The 23,638-nt window shown below is 69.6% G+C and carries 20 protein-coding genes; 6 read left to right on the top strand and 14 right to left on the bottom strand.

What is annotated here, in order from left to right; all coding sequences use genetic code 11:
• Positions 1 to 125: 125 nt before the first annotated feature.
• On the bottom strand, positions 126 to 1,208 hold the full coding sequence (locus ACFFR3_RS48720) for a hypothetical protein (RefSeq protein WP_345406635.1): 1,083 nt from the start codon (positions 1,206 to 1,208) through the stop codon (positions 126 to 128).
• A 361-nt stretch (positions 1,209 to 1,569) separates the two neighbouring features.
• Complete coding sequence (locus tag ACFFR3_RS48715; protein WP_345406632.1) at positions 1,570 to 2,067, bottom strand: recombinase family protein; 498 nt, start codon at positions 2,065 to 2,067, stop codon at positions 1,570 to 1,572.
• A gap of 652 nt (positions 2,068 to 2,719) precedes the next feature.
• Between ACFFR3_RS48715 and ACFFR3_RS48710 the strand changes: the two genes are divergently transcribed.
• A complete protein-coding gene (locus ACFFR3_RS48710; protein WP_379485423.1) occupies positions 2,720 to 3,364 on the top strand; it encodes a hypothetical protein in 645 nt (214 codons plus the stop codon).
• Positions 3,365 to 3,621: 257 nt separating this feature from the next.
• Here ACFFR3_RS48710 and ACFFR3_RS48705 read toward each other — a convergent pair whose 3' ends face one another.
• The 4 genes from ACFFR3_RS48705 to ACFFR3_RS48690 all read right to left on the bottom strand — a co-directional run bounded on the left by ACFFR3_RS48705 (position 3,622) and on the right by ACFFR3_RS48690 (position 7,096).
• The gene (locus tag ACFFR3_RS48705) at positions 3,622 to 4,299 is read right to left on the bottom strand and encodes a response regulator (protein WP_379485422.1); all 678 of its coding nucleotides are present in this window, start codon (positions 4,297 to 4,299) and stop codon (positions 3,622 to 3,624) included.
• A complete protein-coding gene (locus tag ACFFR3_RS48700; protein WP_364375252.1) occupies positions 4,296 to 5,384 on the bottom strand; it encodes a sensor histidine kinase in 1,089 nt (362 codons plus the stop codon). Before ACFFR3_RS48700 ends, ACFFR3_RS48705 begins: the two co-directional genes overlap by 4 nt.
• A gap of 10 nt (positions 5,385 to 5,394) precedes the next feature.
• Positions 5,395 to 6,780, bottom strand: a complete 1,386-nt coding sequence (locus ACFFR3_RS48695; RefSeq protein ID WP_379485421.1) for an alpha/beta fold hydrolase — start codon at positions 6,778 to 6,780, stop codon at positions 5,395 to 5,397.
• A 157-nt stretch (positions 6,781 to 6,937) separates the two neighbouring features.
• Positions 6,938 to 7,096 (bottom strand): dihydrofolate reductase family protein, encoded by a 159-nt coding sequence (locus ACFFR3_RS48690; RefSeq protein WP_379485433.1) that lies wholly within the window; start codon positions 7,094 to 7,096, stop codon positions 6,938 to 6,940.
• On the opposite strand from ACFFR3_RS48690, the gene ACFFR3_RS48685 reads away from it, so the two are divergent.
• Positions 7,065 to 7,304, top strand: coding sequence for a helix-turn-helix domain-containing protein (locus ACFFR3_RS48685; RefSeq protein WP_379485420.1), 240 nt, complete (start codon positions 7,065 to 7,067; stop codon positions 7,302 to 7,304). The genes ACFFR3_RS48690 and ACFFR3_RS48685 overlap by 32 nt on opposite strands.
• A gap of 293 nt (positions 7,305 to 7,597) precedes the next feature.
• Here the strand turns inward: ACFFR3_RS48685 and ACFFR3_RS48680 are convergent, their stop codons facing one another.
• Positions 7,598 to 9,076, bottom strand: coding sequence for a carboxylesterase/lipase family protein (locus ACFFR3_RS48680; RefSeq protein WP_379485419.1), 1,479 nt, complete (start codon positions 9,074 to 9,076; stop codon positions 7,598 to 7,600).
• 77 nt (positions 9,077 to 9,153) lie between these two features.
• On the opposite strand from ACFFR3_RS48680, the gene ACFFR3_RS48675 reads away from it, so the two are divergent.
• Entirely contained in the window at positions 9,154 to 9,753 is a 600-nt protein-coding gene (locus ACFFR3_RS48675; protein WP_379485418.1) for a TetR/AcrR family transcriptional regulator, read from the top strand.
• Positions 9,754 to 9,770: 17 nt separating this feature from the next.
• Here the strand turns inward: ACFFR3_RS48675 and ACFFR3_RS48670 are convergent, their stop codons facing one another.
• The gene (locus ACFFR3_RS48670; protein ID WP_379485417.1) at positions 9,771 to 10,673 is read right to left on the bottom strand and encodes a LysR family transcriptional regulator; all 903 of its coding nucleotides are present in this window, start codon (positions 10,671 to 10,673) and stop codon (positions 9,771 to 9,773) included.
• Between the two features lie 155 nt (positions 10,674 to 10,828).
• Between ACFFR3_RS48670 and ACFFR3_RS48665 the strand changes: the two genes are divergently transcribed.
• Positions 10,829 to 11,134, top strand: coding sequence for a DUF1330 domain-containing protein (locus ACFFR3_RS48665; RefSeq protein ID WP_345406597.1), 306 nt, complete (start codon positions 10,829 to 10,831; stop codon positions 11,132 to 11,134).
• An 80-nt stretch (positions 11,135 to 11,214) separates the two neighbouring features.
• Here the strand turns inward: ACFFR3_RS48665 and ACFFR3_RS48660 are convergent, their stop codons facing one another.
• Together ACFFR3_RS48660 and ACFFR3_RS48655 are read right to left on the bottom strand one after the other, a co-directional pair.
• The gene (locus tag ACFFR3_RS48660; RefSeq protein WP_345406594.1) at positions 11,215 to 11,463 is read right to left on the bottom strand and encodes a helix-turn-helix domain-containing protein; all 249 of its coding nucleotides are present in this window, start codon (positions 11,461 to 11,463) and stop codon (positions 11,215 to 11,217) included.
• A gap of 74 nt (positions 11,464 to 11,537) precedes the next feature.
• On the bottom strand, positions 11,538 to 15,215 hold the full coding sequence (locus ACFFR3_RS48655; RefSeq protein WP_379485416.1) for an nSTAND1 domain-containing NTPase: 3,678 nt from the start codon (positions 15,213 to 15,215) through the stop codon (positions 11,538 to 11,540).
• 572 nt (positions 15,216 to 15,787) lie between these two features.
• On the opposite strand from ACFFR3_RS48655, the gene ACFFR3_RS48650 reads away from it, so the two are divergent.
• Positions 15,788 to 16,210, top strand: coding sequence for a hypothetical protein (locus tag ACFFR3_RS48650; protein ID WP_345406588.1), 423 nt, complete (start codon positions 15,788 to 15,790; stop codon positions 16,208 to 16,210).
• Positions 16,211 to 16,940: 730 nt separating this feature from the next.
• Positions 16,941 to 17,546 (top strand): peptidase inhibitor family I36 protein, encoded by a 606-nt coding sequence (locus ACFFR3_RS48645; protein ID WP_379485415.1) that lies wholly within the window; start codon positions 16,941 to 16,943, stop codon positions 17,544 to 17,546.
• A 329-nt stretch (positions 17,547 to 17,875) separates the two neighbouring features.
• On the opposite strand, the gene ACFFR3_RS48640 is transcribed toward ACFFR3_RS48645, so the two are convergent.
• Genes ACFFR3_RS48640 through ACFFR3_RS48625 form a run of 4 tightly spaced genes read right to left on the bottom strand, consistent with a single transcriptional unit; the run spans position 17,876 to position 23,619 of the window.
• Positions 17,876 to 19,417: an arylsulfatase gene (locus ACFFR3_RS48640; protein WP_379485414.1), complete on the bottom strand. Its 1,542-nt coding sequence runs from the start codon at positions 19,415 to 19,417 to the stop codon at positions 17,876 to 17,878.
• Complete coding sequence (locus tag ACFFR3_RS48635; RefSeq protein WP_379485413.1) at positions 19,414 to 21,108, bottom strand: alpha-amylase family glycosyl hydrolase; 1,695 nt, start codon at positions 21,106 to 21,108, stop codon at positions 19,414 to 19,416. The genes ACFFR3_RS48640 and ACFFR3_RS48635 overlap by 4 nt, the downstream gene beginning before the upstream one ends.
• The gene (locus ACFFR3_RS48630; RefSeq protein WP_345406581.1) at positions 21,101 to 22,009 is read right to left on the bottom strand and encodes a dihydrodipicolinate synthase family protein; all 909 of its coding nucleotides are present in this window, start codon (positions 22,007 to 22,009) and stop codon (positions 21,101 to 21,103) included. The genes ACFFR3_RS48635 and ACFFR3_RS48630 overlap by 8 nt, the downstream gene beginning before the upstream one ends.
• Positions 22,009 to 23,619, bottom strand: a complete 1,611-nt coding sequence (locus ACFFR3_RS48625) for an FAD-dependent oxidoreductase (RefSeq protein WP_379485412.1) — start codon at positions 23,617 to 23,619, stop codon at positions 22,009 to 22,011. The genes ACFFR3_RS48630 and ACFFR3_RS48625 overlap by 1 nt, the downstream gene beginning before the upstream one ends.
• Positions 23,620 to 23,638 lie beyond the last annotated feature (19 nt).

Here is a 23,638-nt window from a genome sequence, read left to right as displayed (position 1 = left end):
CTGACCAGCCCTATTAACCCTTTCTGGCGTACTTAGGGGCCGAGGAACCGGCGGACAGCCGTTGGCGCTGAAAAGGATTTAGGCGCGCTTACGGATGAAAGATCCTCATTTGTGACGCGCGTCAATCACCCGCCAAGCTGGCGAATCTTCTCCAGCGGGTAGGGGGCCTGCCTGCTTTGGCGCTGGAACGTGCGGAAGAAGTCGGACATCACGGCGGCTATCGGCGCGTGCCGGGCGATGATCGCCGCGGCCTCCTCCGGGATTCCTGTGAGGCGCTCGCCCTCCGCGTAGGCGCGCACCCGCTTGTAGCGGCTTTCCCCGTCCTCCCTCCGCAGTTCGTACAGAGCGGTGACCAGCCAGTCCACCCGATACTTGGCGGAATAACAGTGGTCGTAGGTCTGGTGCCGGCCGAAGAAGTCGGCCTCGTCCTGCGGCAGCTCGAACCCGGAGGAAATGGCTAGGCCGTAGTCGGCGAAGTAGAGGCGCTGGCCGTCGGTCAAGATGTTCTCGAAGTGCGCGTCGAAGTGCAGGAGCCCTCGGCTGTTCATGAAAGAGATGCCGGCTGCCAGTTCCTTCTCCACCATGGCGCAGGCTCGATTGATGGCTTGGTCGCCTGCCTCGACCTGGGCACCCAGCCACTGGTGCAGGTTCTGCGGGATGTACTCCAGGAACAGCGCGACGCTCGCCGAGGACTGCTGAAGAGCCTGGATCCGGTGGCGTACCTGCGATCCGCCGTCCCAGTAGGCAACCGCCTGGTCGATGTCGGCTAGTTCTTCGGGCAGAGGCGTCGAGTCCGGCAGCACCCGCCAGTGGTACATCAGGGGGAAGCCCTCGTGTTCGGCCGCGAGCACCCAGTTCGTCGTCATGGTGTGCACGGCGAGCTCCCTCCAGACCCCGAAGCCTGGCCCGCCGATGGCGCCGACGCCGTAATGGCAGAAGGCAGGCAGGTCGAACAGATTCGCCGTGGACCGGACATGCTCTGGTTGCCTCTCCAGATCGGTGAGAGGCACCCGCTTCACGAAGACCGGAGTTCCGGCGATCTCCAGCAGGGCCGACTTCCCGCCGATGCCGGATCCGAGCGGCACAGCCGTGTCCACGAGTTCGCTCAGGGCGCGGTCACTGCATAAGGCCAGGGATGTGGAGACGGCACTGTGGGCGGTCAGACGCGCAGCGCGCGACATGTCAGGACACTTCACTGCGGCTTCCACCTGAGTACCCACCTCAATTCTGCAATGGCCACGCAGTCGCGCCGAGCGCAACGGCGCGTGGCTCTGCGGTTGGCCTCCGGAGCGGGCAGAGAGCGCCCAATATCCGTGTGGGCAACAAACCTGGGCGCACTCGTGGCAGCACCTTAGTGAAGATCGACAACGACAGGGTAGACCGGTGCCCTGATAGAACCGCCCGTTGTCGCCGATGCCCAACGAGCCAAGGAAGCTTCGCCCCAGGGGCAGCCTCGGTTCACTGCACTCAAGATCCTTCTCAGCGCCAACGGCTGTCCGCCGGTTCCTCGACCCCGTACTTGGTCTGCCCCCCAATTTCGACCGGATGGTCCAAGATCCCTACCGGGTCCTATGCCCTGTCCAGGGTCTTCTTTGGCTGGCGGCGCACGGTGTCGCCCGTCAGGTGCCCGTACACCGTCGAGCGCGGCACCCCGAACAAGTCCGCGATCTGCTGGACGGTCTTGTCCCGCGTGTCGTACAGCTCCTGGGCGAGGGCGGTCTGGTCGGCGGTGAGCTTGGGCCGGCGTCCACCGACCCGGCCGCGGGCACGGGCGGAGGCCAGGCCGTCCATCGTGTTGGCCATGATCAGCTCGCGCTGCAGCTCGGCGAGGACCGACAGCATGCCGAACATCGCCCGGCCCTCCATCGTGTCGGTGTCGATCCCCTGCTCGATCACATGCAGTCCCACCCCGCGTTCGCCCAGGTCCGCCCCGAGGGTGACCAAGTGCAGGACTGAGCGCGACAGCCGGTCCAGCCGGGTGACCTTCAGCGTGTCGCCCTCGCGCAGCAGCTTGAGAACCAGGTCGAGGCTGGGCCGGGAGGCCTTGGCGCCACTGGCCTTGTCCAATGGATGTCCTTGCGGTCGACGCCCGCGCGCAGCAGCGCGTCGATCTGATGGTCGGCGGTACTGACCCGCGCGTAGCCGAAGAGCACTGTCGGAACCTACTTCACGTACCGTTCACCGACATTGATTTTCGACACGAGTTATCGACAGCACCCACCTGCGGTTCCGTGATCGACTCAGCGAGTGTCGACAGACGGTCGTTATTCGACACTGGGGACCAACCTCGCAACCACAAAGAGTAGCGATAGTTACACAGAGCTACTTTGCCCCTGGTGACGGCGACCCGAGCGCCAGGCCTTGGTGCGCGGGGTCAGGCAGCAGGCCTGCTCGCTCTGCCCGGTCAGGTGCGGGCTGTGGAAGGCGCCGCCGTGCGCGTAGCGCAGGTCCCGGCGCAGCGCGTGCAGGCTCTTACCCTTTATGATCTTGCATCGGGCGTGATCCCAGGAGCCTGGGGGGATCGGGCGCGTGGCAGGTTGGGTAGGGCTATCCGCGAAGAGGGCGGCACGGGAAACGCGGTTCGCGAGCTCAGCCGGTCGCTGAGGGGCGGCGGTATCCATGCCAGAGGGCAACTCCCACGCAGGTGAGGCCGAGCAGGAACGGATGGACGGCGCCGCCGACGAAGCCTGCCAGGGCGCCCAAGGCTTGGAAGTCGCCGGTGCCGTCGTTCATCGCCTCGCCTGATCCGGGAAACAATCCCAGCAGGACGCCGTCGGCGGCCAGCAGCGTAGCGGGCGCAAGAGCTGCCCAGCGGTGCCGGCCGCGTAAACCGGGCAGCGCGGCCGCACCGGCCAGAATCGTGATCCCGAACAGGAAGAAGCCGGGCTCCTGCGGTTCGGTGCTGCCAAGGCGGGCGCGCGTCGGGGGTGAGCGGTTCTGGCTTCGCGTCGTTCGCGGGTTCGTTTCGTTCGAGGCTCGAGTACGGGTTGGTGGTGCCGGCCATGGTCATGGTCCTTTCCGGCGTCGGCGCTGGGCGTCGGGGACGACGATCTCCGACGCGCTGAAGGCGCACTACCTCTCCGAGATCGCCGCGATGAGGTCCGGGCCCCAGGCCCAGATCCTCACCCTCATGGAACAGACACCGGCCCTGATCGAGTACGCGGAGAAGATGGGGTTCCGCCATGAGGGCGCCCTCGCTGCCGCGATCGCCGAAGAGCTCGGGCACACGGAGCCGACCGACGAGATCCGCTGCTACGTCCGTTTCGCCCTGCAGATCCAGCTCAGCGCCACTCACGAGGCAAATCCGGAATCAACCATCGATGCAGGGTTCCGACTTCTCGATGCAGGCTGGGCGCAGCACTGATCCGGAGCGCGCGGGCTGCTCGTCCTGCACCCATGGGTGAAGCGCCGCAGGAGTGAAGCGATGGTGCGGAGACTTTCCGCAGGTGGGCATGGCGAACCGTCGATGCGCCGCAACGATCACTCATCTGGTCACGGATCCACGGGTCCGCGCAGGTGAGCGAGTCCCTGAGAACGAGCTACGCGCATTGCCGGTCATGCAGCCTGTGGAACGGTCTGGAGCTCGACCAGCTCCCGGCCGCGAGTGACGAGCTCGTCGTATCACCTATGGGGGATCGAAACACCCTCTGAGTGGCGCGGTGCCAGGCCGTGCTCGTAGGCGTAGATGACCGCGCGCACCCGCGTGGGCAGCCCGAGTTTGCGCAGCAGACTCGCGACGTGGTTCTTGACCGTGCCTTCCTCGATGGTCAGGGCTCGGGCTATCTGCGCGTTGCTCAGCCCGCGAGCGAGGTGCCGGAGCACCTCGAGCTCACGCGCAGTGAGCCGCTTTTGCGCGTCGGCGGGGGACGCGGGCGACAGGCTCGCGAATCGGTGGATCAACCGGGTGGTGACCTGAGGGTCCACCAGCCCGTGCCCGCGGTGCAGCGCTCGCACCGCCTCCAGGAGCAGTTCGGGGTCGCTGTCCTTGAGCAGGAACCCCGAGGCCCCCGACTGGAGCGCCCCGAAGAGGTACTCGTCGGTGTCGAACGTCGTCAGCGCGAGCATCCGCGGCGGAGCTTCCATGCCGGCCAGTTGCCGGATCGCGGAGATCCCGTCGACGTACGGCATGCGCAGGTCCAGCACCACCACGTCGGGGCGCCGCCACAGCGCCTGGTGGACGGCCTCGGCTCCGTCGGCCGCCTCACCGACCACCTTGATGTCGGGCTCGCCGTCCAGTGTCACGCGCAATGCGTCACGTACGGCCGGCTGATCATCGGCGATCACCACTCGGATCGTCACGCCGCCCTCCTTGAACCGACGGGCCCGATCGGAACGACGGCCTCCACCTGCCAGCCGTGATCCTGCCCCGGGCCTGCCACGAACGTGCCGCCATGTTGGTGCACACGCTCGCGCATGCCTCTGATCCCCCGCCCCTCCGCTCCGGCACGGCCGTGGCCGTCGTCGGTGACCGAGACCGTCACGGCGGCCGGGCCGCACACCACGTGGACGTCCACGTGGCCGGCTCCGGAATGGCGGACGGCGTTGGTGAGCGCTTCTTGTACGACGCGGTAGACCGTGTGGCCGACAGCGGGCGGCAGCGTGATGCCGGCCCCGGCGCGGTGGACCGAGATCGGCAGCCGTGGGGTGGAGAGCCGCTCGGCGAGGCTCTCGATCTCATCCAGGTCCGGTCCGGTGGGTGCCTCACGTAGTGAGTCGAGAAGGGCGCGCACCTCGTTCAACGCGGTTGCGGACAGCTCGGCGATGGTGTCCAGCGCCTTGTCGGCGGTCTGCGCCTGGCCGCGCAGTGCTCGGCGGGTGGCGGTGGCCTGCATGCGGATGGCGGTGAGGTGGTGGCCGACGCTGTCGTGGACGTCGCGGGCGAGCGCGGCGCCTTCCTCCGCCATGGCGCGGCGGGCCTCGGCGTGGTCGAGCCGTGCCGCCTGTGCGGCCCGCTCACCGTACAGCTGCAGGGCGAGGCCGACCGCGACCGGAGCGACACCCATGATGACCAGGTCGGTGACCACGGAAAGCCCGGCCTGTGCCTGCGGGATGAGCAGGCCGTAACCGGTGGTCCAGACGATGGACAGGCTCATCACCAGCCAGGCGCGGCGCGGCAGGCGGAAGGCCGCCGCGCCGAACATGACCATGGTCACCAGCCGGCCTTGCCACCCTGGGATCGCCAGCCCGAGCAAAGCTATCGCCGCTGACAGCAGCGCTCCTGTCAGCGGAAGGCGGTCACGCAACGTCAGCGGCAGGGCCGCGACGAGGCTGGCACCCGCCAGGAGGGGCAGCTCAGGCCACGGTGGTGGCTCGCCGTCGAGTATGGCGAATGCGGTGAGCGCGGCCGTGGCCGCGAGCACGAAGAGTCCCTCTCTGGCGTACACAGCGGCAACGCTACTTCGCCGGTCCGCAGGAGGCGCCGCGCGGCGCCATCTGGCCCGTGGTCAGGTAGCGGTGCACGTGCTCGCGTACGCACGGGTGGCCGGAGAGGTAGAGCGCATGCCCGCCGATGGCCGGCAGGAAGCGGGCCCCGGGAAGCTGGGCGGCCAGCCTGCGGCCGTCCGCGGTCGGGGTGGTGTCGTCGTACGCGCCGCCCGCGATGAACACGGGGGGCAGGCCGGGCGCCTTGATGGGGTGGGGCGCGTACGTCCTGGTCGGCGGGAGGCCGGCGCAGTGGTTGGCCATCAGCCACACGGCCCGCCACCCGATGTGGGGGGTGTCACGACGCAGGACGCTCTCCAGCTTCTTGACCTTCGCGTATCCGGGGTAGGGCAGATCCGCGCAGAGGATGACGCGCGACAGGTCGGGGTCCGGTGCTCCTTGCACCTTGGCGAAGAACGAGGCGTCGCCGGCCTGCGCTCGCGCGAGCCCTGCGGCCAGGCGCTCCCAGGTGGCCTCGTGGGTGAAGTGGGCGCGGGAGGCGATCTGGGTGTCGCTGATGCGTACGCCGGGACCGGCTTCGGGGGCGGGGATGGGCTCGCGGCGGGCCTTGGCCATCACCTCTTCCCAGACGGCCACCGGATCCTTGCCGTGCAGCGCGCAGGTGGCGGTGGTCCGGCACCAGGCGGCGAAGCGCTTGAAGTTGGCCTCCAGGGCCTTGGCTCGTGGCTTGAGCCAGGTTCGCAGGTCGGGGGTGGTGTGGTCGAAGACGCTGTCGAGATACATCCGGCCGACCTGGCGGGGGAACAACTCGGCGTAGGCCTGCCCGAGTACGGTGCCGTGCGAGTTGCCCAGGTAGGTCAGCCTGGCCTGTCCCAGGGCCTTTCTGATCGCCTCCATGTCGTGCGCGATCTGCCAGGAGTTGAGGCTGCCCGACAGCGGCCCGGCCTCTTTGGCGCATGCTTGCCCGAATGCGCGGTTCTTCGCAGCGTACGCGTCGTATGCGTCCTTGTTCGGAAACACCCACTCGGTGGCGAACGGTGCTGAGATGGGGCAGTTGATCACGCTGGACTTGCCGAACCCTCGCGGGTCGAAAATCACCACGTCGAACCATTTGGTCAGATCTGCGAAGGACTCCTTCGCCTGACGGAGAAGCGCGATCTGCTCACCAGGTCCACCGGTGTTGACCAGCAGCACGCCCTTCTTGCCGGCCTGGTCCTGAGCGGGCAGCTTGGCGAGACCGATCGTGGCCTTCTGCCCTGACCTGCGGGCCCAGTCGGCCGGCACCTGGATCTGTGCGCACTGCAGACCGTCGCCGCAGTCCTGCCATGACAGCGGCGTGGCCGTGACCGGAGCGACGGCGGTGACCGCGCCGACGACGAGTGAGGCAACGATGTTCATGCCGGAAGGATCGCCGGAGCGGCTCCGTCCACGCGTCCCCCTTTCTGCATATCTTTGCCACGCCCGGGAGCAGAGGCGCTTCCCGCGCGCCGTGGAGGTCCGCAACGATGGCTACGGTGAGCCTGTCAGGATCGAGGGCGGCAGCGTCGGGCGTCATTCATGAACGGACGCGACAGCGAAGGCGCGTCTCGCCGGCGAATGCGGAGGTCTCGACGCGTTCGAGGTCGATGCGCTTTCCGAGTCCTGCGAACAGCGAGACGTCCTCACCCAGCAGGATCGGCAGGATGTGCAGCTGGACTTCGTCGACGAGCCCCAGTGCGAGGCACTGTCTTGGAGATGCTGCCTCCCAAGAGGCTGACCCGCCTGTTTCCGGCCGCCTGCTTGGCGGACTCGATCGTTTGCGCTTTGTTCGCTCTACCGACCACGCCGCCCTGGTGTTGTGTGCCGAGCAAGGGTACGCCAGGACGACGGTCGAGGGGATCGCGGCTCGTGCCGGTGTGAGCAAGAAGACGATCTACCGCTGATGGTCCTCCTAGGGCAGGGTGGTCCTCGACTCCATCGACGATCTCGCGCACACCGGCCTCGGCTTTCCCGATACCGGTGATCTCGCGACCGATCTCCCACACGGACCTGTCGAACCTCATCGACCTCCTCACCAACCCACGTACGGGACTGGCTTTGGTGGGCTGTGCTCACCGACACCCAGCACGACCCCGAGCTGGCCCGATGCCTGCGGGACCGGCTGCGCGGTGGCCAGGCGAACCAACCTTCCCCGGGTCCGATTCGTACATCGCCCCATCACCCCGGATCGTCAACATCACGGGAGATCGAAGGGGGCCGGGAAGTGGCCTTCCCAGATCTGGCGGGATGCCTGTTCGGGGTAGGGCAGGGTTTTCGGCTCGACGTCCAGGACGCGGGTGAGGTGCTCGCCGGGCCGGTGGGCGGGCCAGCCCGCGTCGCCGGTGGTGATGAAGCGGACCCATGCCTCCTGGAGTTCGCTGGAGAGCGCGATGGCCTCGGGCGTGGGCAGCTCGCCGATGAGCTTGGTGCCGACGGGGCTGTCCAGCGTGCCGAACGCCAGGGGCACGTCGAGACTGTGGCAGGCGCCCAGGATGCCGCCGAGGGCCGGGGCGGCCCAGCACAGTTCGAACAGGTACGAGGTGCCGCCGGCTGCGGCGTTCGCCTCGGCCAGCTTCTGTGACGGCATGCGGAAGAGGGCGTCGGAGTACACCGTCTCCACCAGTTCGTCCGGCCCTGCCTGCGGGAACGCGGCACGGTAGGCCGGCGCGCCGTCCGGCTGCGGGGCGAGCAGTTCCAGGGCCGCGTGGGCGTCCTCCTCGGCGAAGGTGCCGTACCGTCCGCCCATGACGCTGAAGTACCGGAATTCGTCCCGGGTGTGGCCGACGAGCAGTTCGATTCCGCTCGCGCGCCCGCCGGTCAACGCGGGCCAGGGCGTTTCCGTGAGGACCTCGCCGTCGACGACGGGGCACAGCGCGGTGCCGGTCTCCGTGAGGCGTCCCCAGCTCTCCCGGTGGGTGTGGAGGCCGGCGTTGAAGGAGGTGAGCTCTGCGGCCAGGTGCCAGGGGTCGATGCCGCGCAGGGCCTCGGCGGTGGGGGCCGCCGCGCCGAGCCGGTCGGCGAACGCGGCGGTGACCTGGCGTGCGAGCGTGGGGGTGCTGTGCAGCCCCGGCACCGAATGGGCGATGGCCCGCCGGAACAGGCCGCGCGCGGACTTCATCGTCAGGAGGGCGGCGACCGAGCCCGCCCCTGCGGACACCCCGCCCACGGTGACCCGGCCGGGGTCGCCTCCGAAGGCGGCGATGTTGCGCTGCACCCACTCCAGCGCCGCGATCTGGTCGAGGAACCCGCGGTTGGGCGGCGCGTCGTCGAGGAACGCGAATCCCTCCGCGCCCACGCGGCAGTTGATGGTCACCACGACCACTCCCGCCTCGGCCAGCGCCGCCGGATCGTACATCGGGTCGCTCGAGGCCGCCGAGAGGTAGCCGCCCACGGGGATCCACACCAGCACCGGCAGTCCCGCCGCGCCGGGATCCGGCGTGCCGACGTTGAGCGTCAGCCAGTCGCCGCCCTGCGGGGGCACGTCGATCGGCAGGGACAGCGGCACCACGGGGCCGAACTCGACCGCCGGCCTCGTCCCCTCCCAGCGCTGCGGCGGCGCGGGCGCGGCGAAGCGGAGCACTCCGACCGGGGGCTGGGCGTACGGGATGCCGCGGAACACCGCGTGCCCCTGCCGTCGGCGCCCCTGCACCACGCCTTCTGCGGTCCGTACCTTCATGACGATGCCTTCCCTCGCATTATCGGTCAACTGTATTATGTCAACTGTATTAGAACAGCACGAGGGAGGAGCCGCCGATGCCGAAGCAGGTGGATCACCGCGAACGCCGCGAAGCGATCGCCCGTGCACTGTGGCGGGTGGTGGAGCAGCGCGGCGTCACCCAGCTGACGATGCGCGTGGTGGCGCAGGAGGCGGGCATGTCGCTCGGGCAGCTGCAGCACTACTTCGCCTCCCGTACCGCCATGCTCTCCTTCGCCATGGACTTCGCGTCCGAGCAGACCTCAGTGCGCGTACGCCAAGGGCTCGAGAAGCTCGGCGACCGTCCGCACCCCCGTGACGTGCTGCGACTGGCGCTCGCGGAAATGCTCCCCCTGCACGCCGACGCCCGTGCGACCAGCCGGATGAGCGCCGCCTACGTCCTGGAGGCGCTGCACGACGAGGCCGTGCACGAGCAGGCGCGCCGCGGCCTCGTCCAAGGGCGGGCCCTCGTCGAGGAGGTGGTCCGCCAGGCGATCGCCGAGGGGCACATCGACCCCGGCCGCGACCCGGCGACCGAGACCAACCTGCTCCTCGCCCTCACCGGCTTCACCTCCCTGATCGAACTCGACGTGATCGAGCCCCAGGACGCGCTCGCCGCGATCGACGTGCATCTGGACCGGTTGTTCTGGAGTACGTGACCGTCCCGCTTTGGGCGTCAGTCCGACAGCCAGTGCAGCTCCTGCGCCAGGGTTCTGGCGACGGCGCGGATGCGGCGGTGCAGCGGCGACTGCTCGCGTGGGAGGACCAGGTGGATCGTCAGGCTGGGCGCGCCGCGCAGCGGCCGCCAGGTGAGACCGGCCGGCTGCACCGTGACCGCGGCTTCTCCGGCCGGGGCGAGGGTGACCCCGTCGCGCAGGTCGCGCTGGGACATGTCGTAAGAGACCGCGGGCGTGTGGAAGCGAGGGTGTGGCCGGGCGTCGTGGAACAGTGCGGACAGCTGATCGTGGATCACGGGATTGGCCGCACGGTCCGGGAGTCTCAGCGGGTACGCCGCCGCGTCGGCGATCTCGATCTCCGGGTGTTCGGCCAGCGGATGGTGCTCCGCCAGCTGGACCCCCACGCGCAGGCGTCGCAGCAGGTACCTGCGCACGCCGCGGCCCGGTTGTTCACCGCGGGTGATCCCGGCGTCGAGGCGGCCGTCGGCGACCGCGGGGGTGATCTCGGGTGTCGCCATCGGGACCGCGCCGACCTCGAGTCCGCTGGTGCCGTGCATCAGCCTGTCCACCAGGGCCGGGACCGTCTCGGCTCCGGCGCTGAGGCTGTATCCGATGCGCAGCGTGCCCACTTCGCCGGCGGCCGCGCTCCTGGCGGTGTCCCAGGCCCGGTCCAGTGCCGCCAGCGCGGGTGGTGCGGCCTCCGCCAGAGCCGCACCTGCCGCGGTCAATTCGACGCTTCGCGTGTTGCGGACCAGCAGGGGCGTACCGAGTTGTGACTCCAAGCGGCGCATCCGGGCGCTGAGAGCGGGCTGGGCGATACCGATCCGTGCGGCCGCGCGGGTGAAGTTCAGCTCCTGTGCCAGCACCAGGAAGTACCGCAGGCTCACCGTGTCCGGGGCCACGAGCCCTCCCCCGCCGATTAATAACGATTCGTTCTGAGTCTAGCCCGAACTGGTCTTTCCCTCGGCCGCACATCCACCCCTAACCTGCGCATATATCGATCGATATGAGTGTCCAATCAGAGTCGGACGTCTCCGGCCCAACACAGGAGGTTTCCATGGCAAAGGGTTACTGGGTCAGCGTCTACCCCGACAGTCCCGACCTTGAGCGGCTGACCGCTTACGACAAGCTGGCCGGTCTGGCCGTCCAGGCGGGGGGCGGGCGTAACCTGGCTCTCCTTCCGTCCCGTGGCGGCCGGATCGTCGCCCACGAGGCCGGAGTCACGCAACGTGTCGTGCTGATCGAGTTCGACAGCTTTGAGCAGGCCGTCGCAACGTACGAGAGCGAGGCGTACCAGAACGCGCTGGTGGCCCTCCCCGACGGCTTCGAGCGCGACTTCCGCATCATCGAAGGCGTCGACTGACCGGCGGGTCCGATGCCGTCGATGTGGGGTGCCGCAAACCAACGCGCCACCAGCCGCCAAGCAGGCGCTGACCCGGGGAATCAGCCGCCGGTCTCCAGCTCGGCTCGCCCCGCCGGCTGTTCGACGGCAGGGCGGCCCGTGGCGAGGTCGGGAACATACTTGTAGATCGTGGAGCGGCTGACGTTCAGCAGCCGGGCGATCGAGGGCACGGTGGCGTCGGGCCGGGTGAGCAAGGCACGGGCGTGCCGGACCTGCTCGGGGGTGGTGGTGTCGAGGGCTTCCTTCAGGGACCGGAAGCCAACGCCGCGGAGCGGGGAAAGCGGATTCACCTCAAAGCACGTGAACTCCTCAAATCCGGGTCGCACGCCCTGATCGCGGTGGACGAGAGAACGGAGACCGGTGATCAGTTTCTGGCCAGCCGCCGATCGATGCGGGCGAGCAGGTCGTTGACCGGCTCGCAGGCGGTGCAGCGCCACACACGCACGGTGCCGTCCCCGTGTGCGGTGGTCAGCAGTTTTCCGTCGCCGGAAAATTGGATGCTCTCGACGGTGGTGGCGAAGCCTCCCACCGTTATGGGAGGGGCGGCCGCGTCGGTGCGCCAGATGCGGGCCGTCCCATCGTGTCCGGTCCCCGCCACCCATCGGCCGTCGGGGCTGAACGCGACGGACCACACCATGCCCTGGTGGCCGCGCAACACCAAAGGCGCCCCCTGGCCGGATGCCGGCCAGATCCTGACGGTGCCGTCGGTGCCCGCACTGGCCAGGCGCCGCCCATCCGGACTGAACGCGACCCCCCACACGAGACCCTGATGACCGCGCAGGACCAGTGGCGGCAGATCGCGGTAGGCATCCCACACCCGTACGGTGCCGTCCTGCCCGCCGGTCGCCACATGGCGGCCGGCGGGGCTGAAGGCGACATAACGGATCTGGTCGGCGTCGGCCCACCGGATCAGCGGCACCGTCGCGCCGGTGAGGTCCCAAATGCGCAGCGTGGCGTCCCCGCCCGCACTGGCCAGCCACCGGCCGTCCGGGCTGAACGCGGCGTTCCACACCGTACCCTCGTGGCCACGCAGCACCACAGGCTTCGCGCCGCCCTCGGCGTCCACGACCTGTATCGTGCCATCCCTGCCGGCGCTGGCCACGCTCCGCCCGTCGCGGCTCACGGCCAAGCCCACCACCTCATCATCGTGCCGGTTCAGCACGCGGTGCGTGCCAGCAGACCAGTCCCAGCTCCGTAGGGTGCCGTCCACGCCCCCGCTGAACACCCGCCGGCCATCGGGGCCGAAGGCCGCCACCCACGCCTCCTGTTCGTGGCCGCGCAATACCGAGATCTGGCCCATGCCTCGCGGATCCCAGACCCGGACGGTGCCGTCGTCGCCCGCGGACACCAGCCTGGTCCCGTCGGCGCTGAACGCTGCGCCCCACACGACCCGTTCGTGGCCGCGCAGCACGAGCGGATCCCCGGCACCCGTCGGGGACCAGAGGCGGATCGTGGCGTCGTCGCTCGTAGTGGCCAGCCAGTGCCCGTCATGGCTGAAGGCCAAGCCCTCCACCGCGCCCTGGTGCCCGTACAGCACGACGGGCGGCATGTTCCCGTCGCGCTGCCACACGCGCGCCGTGCCGTCGATGCTCACGCTGGCGAGCAGACGCCCGTCCGGGCTGAACGCCACGTTCTTGATCGCGGCCGTGTGTCCACGCAGGACTCGCGGCTCACCGCGTCCCTTCAGGTGCCACAGCCGTATGGTCGCGTCGTGGCCGGCACTGGCTAGTGTCCGTCCGTCCGGGCTGAACGCCACGGTCGTGCTCTCCCCCTCGTGTCCGCGCAGGACCTCTGGGTCGCCTGTGCCGCCGGTGTCCCAGATGCGGACCGTGCCATCCTTTCCCGCGCTGGCCAGACTCCGCCCGTCGGGACTGAACGCCACATTCCACACCGGACCGTCGTGCCCAGTGAGGGTGATGCGCTGGGCACCGCCGGACGAGTCCCAGATCCGGACCGTCCCATCGGTCCCCGGGACTGCCAGACGCCGCCCGTCCGGGCTGAACTTCGGGCTCAACGCCTGTCCGCGATGCCCGCGCAGCACGATCGGCGGGCCAGCGGATATACGACCCGAGAGCCACGGCCACACCCGGACGAGGCCGTCGGTCGAACCGGCGGCCAGGCGCGTGTCGTCCGGGTTGAACGCCACGCCCGTCGCCCGTCCCAGCCCGGGGACCGTCGCCAGGAGGTGGTCTTCGACGATGCCCTGCCGCAGGACCGACTCGGCTTCGGCCGTCGGCCACAGCCCGTAGGCCCGTCGCGCTAACTCCAGCCCGCGCTCAGGGCGCAACTCCAGCTCAGCGCGTGCCTCGGCCGCGAGCTGACGAGAGAGTGCCACGTCTCGCTGCTCCCGGGCTTGACGTCCCTGGAGCACGGCAACGCCGGCCAGCACGCTGACCACAACGGTCGTCGCGACAAGCACGGTCAGGGCCAAGCGCGTTCGCCGGCGCCGACCGGCCGATTCAGCCGCCTCTCGGCGATGGCCCGCGTCGAGAAAATCGCGTTCGAGGTCATTGAGCGTGTCCGCTGAGCGGTCCTGCCAGTCCGAAAGGCGCTTGCCGCGATACAGGAACGCCTCGTCCCGACCGTGCTGGTCCCATTCGGCGGCGGCCTCGGCCAGCCGACGGTGGGCGTGCAGCCGCTCACGATCCTCCTCCAGCCAGGTCCGTAGTCGCGGCCAGCCCCGGATCAACGCCTCATGCGCGATGGTCACAGTGCTCTCCTCGGCCACGACCAGCCGCGCCGCGATCAACCTGTCCAGCACCTCGGCCGTAAGCCGCCCCTGCCGGCTCGCCTCCAACTCGGCGCGGGAGGCACGCCTGCGGGTGTCCTCCGTTCCGTCTCCGGGCATGGTCAACCGCAAGAACACGTCCCTGGCGATGTCCTGCCCGGCCGGATCGAGCTCGCCATAGACGCGCTCGGCGGTCTGCGAGATCGCGCCGCGCAGACCGCCCGTCGCCCGGAACGCAGCAACAGCGAGCGACCCGCCCGTACGGCGACGCCAGGTCTCCAGCAGGGCGTGCGAGACCAGTGACAGCGCACCCACCTGCCCGCGCGCCTCGTCCACGATCAGATCCACCAGTTCCGCATCGACCTTCACACCCTCGTGCCGGGCCGGGCCGGTGACGACGGCACGCAGATCGCCCTCCTCCATCGGCCCGATCAGCACCTGGTTGTCCTGCAACGCGGACACAAGCGCCGGGTGAAGGGCGCAATGCCCATAGAAGTCGGCACGAACGCCGAGCACGACACGCACGCGCGGTTCCCGAGCGGCGGCCAAGAGCGCCGCCACGAAGCCGCGCCGCTCCCGCTCATCGTGGCAAAGGGTGAACATCTCCTCGAACTGATCGACGATGATCGCCAGGTGGGCTCCGTCTGCTCCGCCGCTCAGCAGTTGGGCGCACAGCGTGCCGATGGCCTCCGGAGAGGCGTCGAGCGACTCATGGATCGGGGCGGCCCCGATGCCTTGCGCATTGGCCAGATGGATGGACAGATGCCGGAGCGGCTGCTCGCCCGGGGTGAAGAGAACCACCAGCCATTCGCCGCCATCCCCTTCGGTTCCGGCTCCGCTGAGAGCCGGCAACAGTCCTGCCCGCAGGACCGACGACTTCCCGGCTCCCGAGGGACCGAACAACGCGAGGAAAGGAGCGCCTGCCAGTCGTTCGCGTAGTTGTCGTATCAGCCGCTCGCGTCCGAAGAACAGGGCCGCGTCCTGCGGCCCGAACGGCGCCAACCCCAGATAAGGGGCCGCGCTTTCTTCCGGGGCAGGATCAGCGGGGGCGAGCACGCTCATCAGGGCATGCCAGCGGCCTTCCCACTCGCCGCGATCGCCGTCGCACGCCTCAACGTATGCGAGGACGACCGCGAGACTCGGGACGACCACTCCCCCAGCTGCTTCGGATAGAGCAGTCGCGGAGAAATGCGCACGTTTGGAAAGCTGTCGATAACTGGGGTTGCCCGCCTTCACTCTCAGTTGCCTGAGCTCGAACGCGAAACGGTGAAGTGGGTCGTTTTCCGGGTCCAGCACACGCTCAGGACGCCCCATCGCCTCATCCTCACTCACAGTGAAGTATTGCCACCGTCACGAGCTGCTACCAGGTAATCACGTACCGCGAGACAAGTTTGACTAACATGCTGACGCCTGCCATCCGGCCCGTCAAACCATGAGAACCACAGCCCCACAGACTGCTGGACAACATCTCAGGATTTGATCCTGCCGCAGGTCACACGCCTCGGCCGAACTGCATGTTGATTGTCCAGTCGGTTCGGCCTCGCTGGACAACCAAGGGATCCGCTAAACAGGGAGAGGTCACGCGATTCGGCCCGGATGGTGCCGCTTCCCCCATTTTGGAGGGACGGCATGCCCCCGTCCCGACAGCTCGGGAGGCTCATGCCGCTACCGGGTGGTGATTGCGACACTGCGCAGCCATATGCACGGCGCAGCGGCCCTATCCATTTCGACGTTCAGCGAAAGGGAGAATAGCTAATGCATAGCGGAATTAGTCTATTCCGAGGCGTCGGAATATCGGCATCCGCTTTGTATTGGCACCCGCTGTCACAGTAAAACCGGGTCAGCGGTGACCAAGCTCCCATTCCCACGACCCCAGACGGAGAACCATGCGAAAGAGCAGCGCAACCGGCATCTTGTCCACCGTCCTCACTGCGGCCCTGGCGACTCCCCTGGTCGCGCTGGCGGCGACCCCCGCCCAGGCCACCGCCTCCATCCAGATGGGCGCGGCGTTGGCGTGCGAGTTGCACGTCGGCCGCACCTCCAAGAGCGGCAGCACCATCGTCGGGTTCGGCAGCCAGTCACAGGACTGCGGCACGAGCGGCACGTCCACGCTGGTCATCCAGCGCAGCCGCTGGTACGGCTGGGAGGACCTCGCCAACACGACAGTCACGGGACGCGGCTACGACGCCTACGTCCGCTACAACTGCACGGGCACGGGCACCCACACCTACCGCACCATCCACGTGGGTCGGACGGTCGGCGGCAGCCCCGCGTTCAAGGAGTCCAACCACCTGCGCGTCTCCTGCTGACGGTCGGCATCACGCCCACGACAAACGGTTGCCGGGTGGTCAGCCCCGCCGAACGCGTGCGGTGACGAGCGCCATCCGGACTCGTTCACCGCACGCGTTCGTCGGCGGTCTGTCCCGCTGCCCCCGGCCCGCCCATGGGAGGAGGCCGATATGGGCCCGCGATGCCATGGCCTGGACACTTCGATGAGAACGAAGTGTGCACACAAGCCGACAGCACGGCTGAAAAATATGCCGGAAACGGCCTCCATGGCTCTGGAGAGCCGATTATCTCACTGGAGAGTCTCATGGGAATGCGTATAAGAAATGTCACTCGTTCCGCTCTCGCGTTGACCGCGGCCGCGGCCGCCGTCGTCCTGGCGGCCCCCGTCGCGAATGCGGCGTCCGCCAGGTGCGAAATCGGGTTCCGCAGCAACGCCTGCACCTCTGGGTCGCTCGCCGCGAACGCGTCAGGCCATTGGCTCGACTACACGGTCGAGGGTGGAGGTTTCCCCTGCTATAGCGCCGATTACCGCGTTCACGATAGCGACAACGGCGCCATAGTGAAGAGCGGCCACGTGGGAAGCGGGTCGACCAGCGGGCGGATCCCTGGACTGTACGGAAGGTATCACATCCGCGTTTACAACAGCTGCGACGACGCCGTCGGCACCATCGCCAACAGCTGACAGGCCAGGCGCCGCGCCCGTCACCTTGCTTATCTCGCAGGTTAGGAACTCATACACAGAGGAGATCCATGCAGAACGTGAAAACTGGTGGTAGCGCAAGCGGGCGGATCGGCAAGGTAGTTTTCTACTTTGCACTATCGGTCGCCATGAGCTTGCTGGGAGTGTCTTCGGGTTACGCCGATACCGCCGCGAGGACAGCCGGGCAAGACAACCTGGAACAGGAAATCGCGCAGATTCTGCGGGACAATCCAAAGGCACACCGGATCGACACCTACAACATCCAACTCGATGAGGGCGCCATGCTGACGTTCCCCGCGCCAAGCGCTGGCGGGACGGGAGAAGCAAGCACCCAGGCGATGAGCTGCGACTGGCAGCGCCTCTGCCTCTACGACGGTACAGGGGGTAGCGGGACGAGGCTGAGCCTCTATAGCTGCCAGAGGTGGTACTACCTGGAGGACTTCTCGTTCAGGGACAAGGCCTCGTCTATCTACAATGCCCAGTCGGGCGGCAGTCGGGCGATCGGGAAATTCGTAGACACGCGCGGCGACGGCACATGGCTCCAGCTGGGAACCCTCGCGACGGGGGGCCAGCTCGCCAACCTTGCGTTGGACCGCGCCCCCGACGGGGGTACCTGGAACAATCGCATCGACAAGGTCTGGGCCTGCGACGCCTGAGCGACTGGGCACCCTCGGATGAGCGGCCGCCGATCCGCCGTCGCGGGACCAGCGGCCGCTCGCACGCAGGGCGACAAGGCCCTTGAGCAGCAACCGAACGGCTGTGGGACGTCGCCGCCCGCCGCCAGATCGGCAGCCCGCTCACCCGCCACGGGACATGGTCTGGCCGCTGCTGTGTGCGACATCGCGGGACGGCCCTTCACACGTGGGGAATGGCGCCGCTACGTACCGGCAGCGGATTTCCGACAGGTTTGCGACAGCGGAACGAGTGACAACCCGCGGGTCACGTCTCGGCAGGGGAGGCAGCACCGGGCGGTTGGGCCGATTCCTCAGCGTGGCAGGACGCCGACGCGGTCGGCCCACTGTTGGTACGCCTCGGCCAGCTCCTCGACGAGGGCAGGGTGGTGGGGGGCGAGGTCGGTCAGTTCGGAGCGGTCGGTCTCCATGTCGTAGAGCTCCCATGGTCCTGCGTGTTCGCGGACCAGTTTCCATGGGCCCAGCCGGACGGCGGCGTTGCCCAGGTGTTCCCAGAACAGCCACGTCTCGGGGACGGGCGTGCCGCGGAGGGCGGGGAGCATGGAGCGGCCCTCGTAAGGGGGTATCGCGTGGCCTCGGCGTTCTTCCGGGTACGCGGCGCCGGTGGCGTCGAGGAGGGTGGGGAGGACGTCGGTGAGCTGGAAGGGGGTGCGGATGACGCGGCCGCCGGCCAGGTCGCCCGCGGGCCAGTGCGCGATGAACGGGGTGGCGATGCCGCCCTCGTGGACCCATCGCTTGTAGAGGCGGAACGGGGTGTTGGACAGGTTGGCCCAGGCGGGGCCGTAGCTCGCGTAGGTGTTCTCCGGGCCGGGGTCGACGCAGGGGAGGTTGCCGACGTGCAGGCCGGCGCCGTCGCGGGTGCGGGCGGGGACGATGTGCCGTCTGGAGCGGAACTCCTCGGGGTCGCCGAGCGGGAGGATCTCGGCGCAGCCGCCGTTGTCGGACAGGAAGATCACGAGCGTGTCGTCCAGGACGCCGGAGGCCGTCAGCTGGTCGAGGATCCGGCCGATGCCGCGGTCCATCCGCTCCACCTGGGCGGCGTACACCTGCATGCGGCGGGCCTCCCACGCCTTGTCCGGCGCCTCCGCCCAGGGTGGTTGTGCCGGGTCGCGGGCGGACAGCGCCGATTCGGCTCCCAGCAGGCCCTCCGTGTGGAGGCGCTCGAGGCGGTGGGTGCGCAGGTCGTCCCAGCCGGCGGTGTAGACGCCGTCGTAGGCGGCGATGTCCTCTTCGGGGGCGTGCAGGGGCCAGTGGGGTGCGGTGTAGGCGACGTACGAGAAGAACGGGCCGGCGGCGGCCTCCCGGCGGATGAACTCCACCGCGTGGCCGGTGATCGCGTCGGTGTAGAAGAAGCCCGGGTCGCGGGTCTCCGCGCTCGCGTCAGTCTCGCCCCGGTAGAGGGTCGCCGGGTCGTAGTAGCTGCCGCAGCCGCTGAGTGTGCCGAAGAAGTCGGTGAAGCCGCGGCGGGTGGGCCAGGAGGCGTGTGGCTCCCACAAGGGGCCGCTCAGGTGCCATTTGCCGGACATGCCGGTGGCGTATCCGGCGTCGGCGAGCAGTTCGGCCACGGTGACGCAGCGGTCGTCGAGGCTGCCCGGATATCCTCCCGGCCTGTTGCCGCCGGCCAGCACGCCGATGCCGGTCTGATGCGGGTGCAGGCCGGTGAGCAGGGACGCGCGCGACGGGCTGCAGCGGGCCGTGTTGGCGAACTGGGTCAGCCGCACCCCCGACCGGCCGAGCCGGTCGAGGTTGGGGGTGCGGATCTCGCCGCCGTAACAGCCGAGGTCCGAGTAGCCCAGGTCGTCGGCGAGGATCAGCACGATGTTGGGCCGCTTCATGGCATGCGGTCCAATCGGGCGGCCGTGTCGGGCTCGAAGGGCATGCGGTCCAGCCGGGCGGCCGTGTCGGGCCCGGATGGCGTGGGGTCCAGCCAGGCGGCCGTGTCGGGCCCGAGCGGGTCGCCCGGGGCGCGGGCGTCGCTGCGCAGGAGGGTCTTCGCGCCTTCGGGCAGCGGCACCTCGGCGGGGCCGAAGTTGACGACGCACTCGAAGCCGGGCCCGCGGCGGAAGCGCAGCACGGAGCCGTCCCGGCCGGTCCACCGCAGTTCCTGCGGGACGTCCAGCTCGCGGCGGAGCCGTAGCGCCCGCGCGACGAGGGTGTAGGTGGAGCCGGGGTCGTCGATCTGGACGGCCGCCGACAGCCGCTCCCAGCCGGGCGGTTGCGGCAGCCACGGGTCGGCGGCGCCGAAGCCGGCGCCGCCGGGCTCCGGGGTCCAGGGCAGCGGGATGCGGCAGCCGTCGCGTCCCCGGCGCCGCCCGCCGGAGCGCGTCCAGATGGGGTCGCGCAGGCGGTCGTCGGGGATGTCCAGGTGGTCGGGCAGGCCGAGCTCCTCCCCCTGGTAGAGGTAGGCGACGCCGGGCAGCGCCAGCATGAGCAGCAGCGCGGCCCTGGCGCGGCGGCGGCCGAGGTCCTCGTCCACCGGGCCCAGTTCGTGGCCGGACTTGCCCTGGTGTTTGCGGGTGTCGGCGCGGCCGTAACGGGTGACCGTGCGTTCGACGTCGTGGTTGGACAGCACCCAGGTCGGCGGCGCGCCGGACAGCGCCATGGTGGCGAGGGTGGAGTCGATCACCGTGAACAGGTCGCCGGAGTCCCACGCGGACTGCAGGAACGGGAAGTTGAACGCGGTGTGGAGCTGGGCGGGCACCACGTACCTGGCCAGCCGCTCGGGGTCGGCCACCCAGGCCTCGGCCACGAAGATCCGCGGCGGGTCGTAGGCGTCGGCCACCGCGCGCCAGTCCCGGTAGACGGCGTGCACCTCGTCGCGGTCGCGGTGCGGATGGTCCGGTACGTCGGTCAGGACGAGCAGGTCCTCCTCCCGGTATCCGAGGTCGGGGTAGCCGGGGTGCTTGACCAGGCCGGTGGCCACGTCGATGCGGAAGCCGTCCACGCCGCGGTCGAACCAGAAGCGCAGCAGGTCGAGGAACTCCGCCCGCACCTCGGGGTCGGACCAGTTGAGGTCGGCCTGGGTGGGGTCGAACAGGTGCAGATACCACTGGCCGTCGGGCACCTGGGTCCAGGCGGGGCCGCCGAACGTGCTGCGCCAGTCGTTGGGCCTGACCCCGTCGGCGGGGCCGTCCATGAAGTGGTACCTGGCGCGTTCAGGGGAGCCGGGCGGGGCGGCGAGCGCGGCCTGGAACCAGGGGTGCTCGGTGGAGGTGTGGTTGGGCACGATGTCGAGGATCACCCGCAGGCCGTGCCGGTGCGCCTCCGCGATGAGCTGCTCGGCCTGGCCTACGTCGCCGTACTCGGGGGCGATGGCGCGGTAGTCGGAGACGTCGTAGCCGCCGTCGTTGTTCGGCGAGGCGTACCACGGGGTGATCCAGATGGCGTCCACGCCGAGCCCGGCCAGGTAGCCGAGGCGGCTGCGGATGCCGGCGATGTCCCCGATGCCGTCACCGTCGCCGTCGGCGAAGGAGCGGATGTAGATCTGGTAGATGACCGCGCCGCGCCACCATTCGAGGTCACTCATGGGCGGCTCCGATCAGGTCGGGCTCGAATGGCGCCAGGAAGTCGCCCAGCGCCGTCAGCTCGGTGTCGTCCAGCGTGCGCAGCGGCGGTGCGACCGTGGCGGAGCACAGGCCGCGCAGGGCGAGCGCCGCCTTGACGACCGGGACGCCGGGCCGGATCCGGTGCACGGGCAGCAGCCGGTCGATGCGTTTCTGGGCCTGGGCGGCCCGCTCGCCGTCGCCGGCCCGGTACGCGGCGACCAGGTCCAGGGCGACGCGCGGGGCGAGGTTGGCGATGCCGGGCGTGACCCCGTCGGCGCCGGCGGCCAGAGCGGCGAGCATCGCGCCCTCCGCTCCCTGGTTGACCCCGAAGTCGGGCCGCCGGCGCCTGACGTCGAGCCAGCGGCGCAGGACGTCCGCGTCGCCGGAGCTGTCCTTGACGGCCGCGACGTGCTCCATGTCGCCGACGGCCGCGATGGCGCCGGGTGAGAACGGCGCCGCGTACCGGGGGATGTTATAGGCGATCACCGGCAGGGCGGCCGCGCGGCTCGCCCGGTAGTGCTCGACGACGTCGCGCTCGTCGTGGTGGAAGTAGCAGGGCGGGCTGAGGGCGACCGCGTCGCAGCCGGCCTCGGCGGCGAGCTCGGCGCGAGCGAGCGACTCGCGGGTGCCGGCGGTGGAGACGTTGACGATGACGACGCCGCCGGGCACGAGTGCGCGCCAGTGGGCGACGGCCTCGCGCAGGAACGGGCCGATCTCCCCCGTCCGGTGCAGCGGCCCTTCGCCGTTGGTGCCCAGCAGCATGATCTTCTCGATGCCCGCGGCGGCCAGCGCGCCGAAGTAGCGGGCGCCGGCCGCGAGGGCGGGACGGCCGTCGGCCCCGATCGGGGTCACGGCGGGGACGATCACATCGGAGACGAACATCAGTACCCCTTGATCTCCGGCCAGGCCAGCTCGACGCCGTCGGCTTTCAGCGCGCTCTGGAATGATCGCAGATGGACGTCCTTGCGCCGGACGTCGTGCGGTTCCACGGTCTCCTTCAGGCAGTAGGCCACCAGCGAGGCGGCCGCCTCGCCGATGTTCCACTCGACGGGGTGCAGCCGGTAGCAGCCGTTGGTGATGTGCGTGGTGCCGATGTTCTTCCCGGCCGGCAGCAGGTTGCGCACGCGTACGGGCAGCAGCGCCCCGAGTGGGATCTGGAACGGGCAGCTGGGGACGTCGATGTAGTTGTCGCCGCCGGTGGAGGGGTGCAGGTCGATCCGGTACATGCCGATCCCGACCGTGTCGTCGTACGGGGCCGCGCCCGCCTCACCGCGTACGGCGAGGGAGACGTCCTGTTCGACGACCGTGTACTCGGCTCTGATGCGGCGCGACTCGCGGATGTAGGGCGCGGCGGCGAAGCCGTCGGGGGTGTCCATGACGTCGGGCCGCAGCCGCAGGCCGGGCCAGCCGCGCCCGCCGTCCGGCCGCGGGGCCTCGGTCTGCAGCCAGTAGAGCATGCTCTCCGACAGCTCGCGGGCGCCGGCGAGGTGGCGTTCCTTGTCCTGTTCGCTCACCCCGATGATCGGCCCGTCCACGTAGTCGATCATGGGCCAGTTGACCAGGGTCACGTCGCTGGTGACGAAACCGGGCTCGTACTGCTCGCGGGCGACGGCCCGGCGGAACTCCCACAGCTCCCGGTCCCCGGGATCCTGGCTCTGGTCGGCGAGCACGGGCCCTGAGGTGAGGTTGGGGGTGAAGGTGCGGGTCAGCGGCTCGCGCGTGCGCGGGTCCGGCGCGGTCAGCCCGATCTGACTGCCGGGCCAGTAGTCCGGCCGGTACGCGCGCCAGTGGTCGTAGCGGGCCGGCCGGTCGATGACGTGGTCCTCCCCCTCCCGGTGGTCGACGGCGAACACCCAGGAGAAGGCCTGCATGTTGGCGGGCTGCGCGACGTCGGGCGCGCTCGGCTCCCCGGTGTCGTGCCGGGACTCGAAGCCGGTCACGTGTTCCACGCCCGCCAGCGGCAGCAGGTCGCCGAGCTCGGTGGCGTCCAGATAGTACGGAGCCGTGAGGTGCACCAGGCCGCCGTCCGCGCGCCGCACGGTCACGCCGCTGACGCGGTCGCCGGAGGTCTGCGCGGCCACCGGCCGCGCGCCGAGCAGGATGCGCAGCCGGCCGCTGCTCAGGTAGGGGTCGACGAGGGCGCGCAGCACCGCCCCGCTGACCCGCGGCTCGTGGCAGAGGGCGCCGACCCGGCCCAGCCCGGGATTCAGGTGGGGGTCGTTTTTGGCCGCCGCGGTGAGCGGGTACCACGTCCGGTAGTGGTCGCGGACCGCGTCGCGGTAGCGGCGGTAGGAGGCGGTGCAGCCGAACTGCTCGATCCACCTGTGCTCGTCCGGGGGCACGCCCTGGCTGGTGAACTGCCCGCCGATCCGGTCGCCCTCCTCGGTCAGCACCACCCGCAACCCGTGCCGCAGCGCCGCCAGCGCGGCGGCGACTCCACCGACACCGCCGCCGATGATGGCGAGGTCCGCGTCAGTGATCCGCGATTCCACCGTGTTCCCCCTGATCGCA

Source organism: Nonomuraea salmonea, assembly GCF_042428605.1.
In the GTDB taxonomy this organism is placed as follows: Bacteria; Actinomycetota; Actinomycetes; order Streptosporangiales; family Streptosporangiaceae; genus Nonomuraea; species Nonomuraea salmonea.
The sequence above is the reverse complement of the archived record's forward strand: the minus strand, read 5'-3'. Positions and strand labels throughout refer to the sequence as shown.

Excerpts from the sequence above, each read along its gene's own strand:
- ACFFR3_RS48695 (WP_379485421.1), bottom strand. The coding sequence starts at position 6,780 with ATGAACATCGTTGCCTCACTCGTCGTCGGCGCGGTCACCGCCGTCGCT.
- ACFFR3_RS48685 (WP_379485420.1), top strand. The coding sequence starts at position 7,065 with ATGTGCAGCTGGACTTCGTCGACGAGCCCCAGTGCGAGGCACTGTCTT.
- ACFFR3_RS48680 (WP_379485419.1), bottom strand. The coding sequence starts at position 9,076 with ATGAAGGTACGGACCGCAGAAGGCGTGGTGCAGGGGCGCCGACGGCAG.
- ACFFR3_RS48675 (WP_379485418.1), top strand. The coding sequence starts at position 9,154 with ATGCCGAAGCAGGTGGATCACCGCGAACGCCGCGAAGCGATCGCCCGT.
- ACFFR3_RS48665 (WP_345406597.1), top strand. The coding sequence starts at position 10,829 with ATGGCAAAGGGTTACTGGGTCAGCGTCTACCCCGACAGTCCCGACCTT.
- ACFFR3_RS48655 (WP_379485416.1), bottom strand. The coding sequence starts at position 15,215 with ATGGGGCGTCCTGAGCGTGTGCTGGACCCGGAAAACGACCCACTTCAC.
- ACFFR3_RS48650 (WP_345406588.1), top strand. The coding sequence starts at position 15,788 with ATGCGAAAGAGCAGCGCAACCGGCATCTTGTCCACCGTCCTCACTGCG.
- ACFFR3_RS48645 (WP_379485415.1), top strand. The coding sequence starts at position 16,941 with ATGCAGAACGTGAAAACTGGTGGTAGCGCAAGCGGGCGGATCGGCAAG.
- ACFFR3_RS48640 (WP_379485414.1), bottom strand. The coding sequence starts at position 19,417 with ATGAAGCGGCCCAACATCGTGCTGATCCTCGCCGACGACCTGGGCTAC.
- ACFFR3_RS48635 (WP_379485413.1), bottom strand. The coding sequence starts at position 21,108 with ATGAGTGACCTCGAATGGTGGCGCGGCGCGGTCATCTACCAGATCTAC.
- ACFFR3_RS48630 (WP_345406581.1), bottom strand. The coding sequence starts at position 22,009 with ATGTTCGTCTCCGATGTGATCGTCCCCGCCGTGACCCCGATCGGGGCC.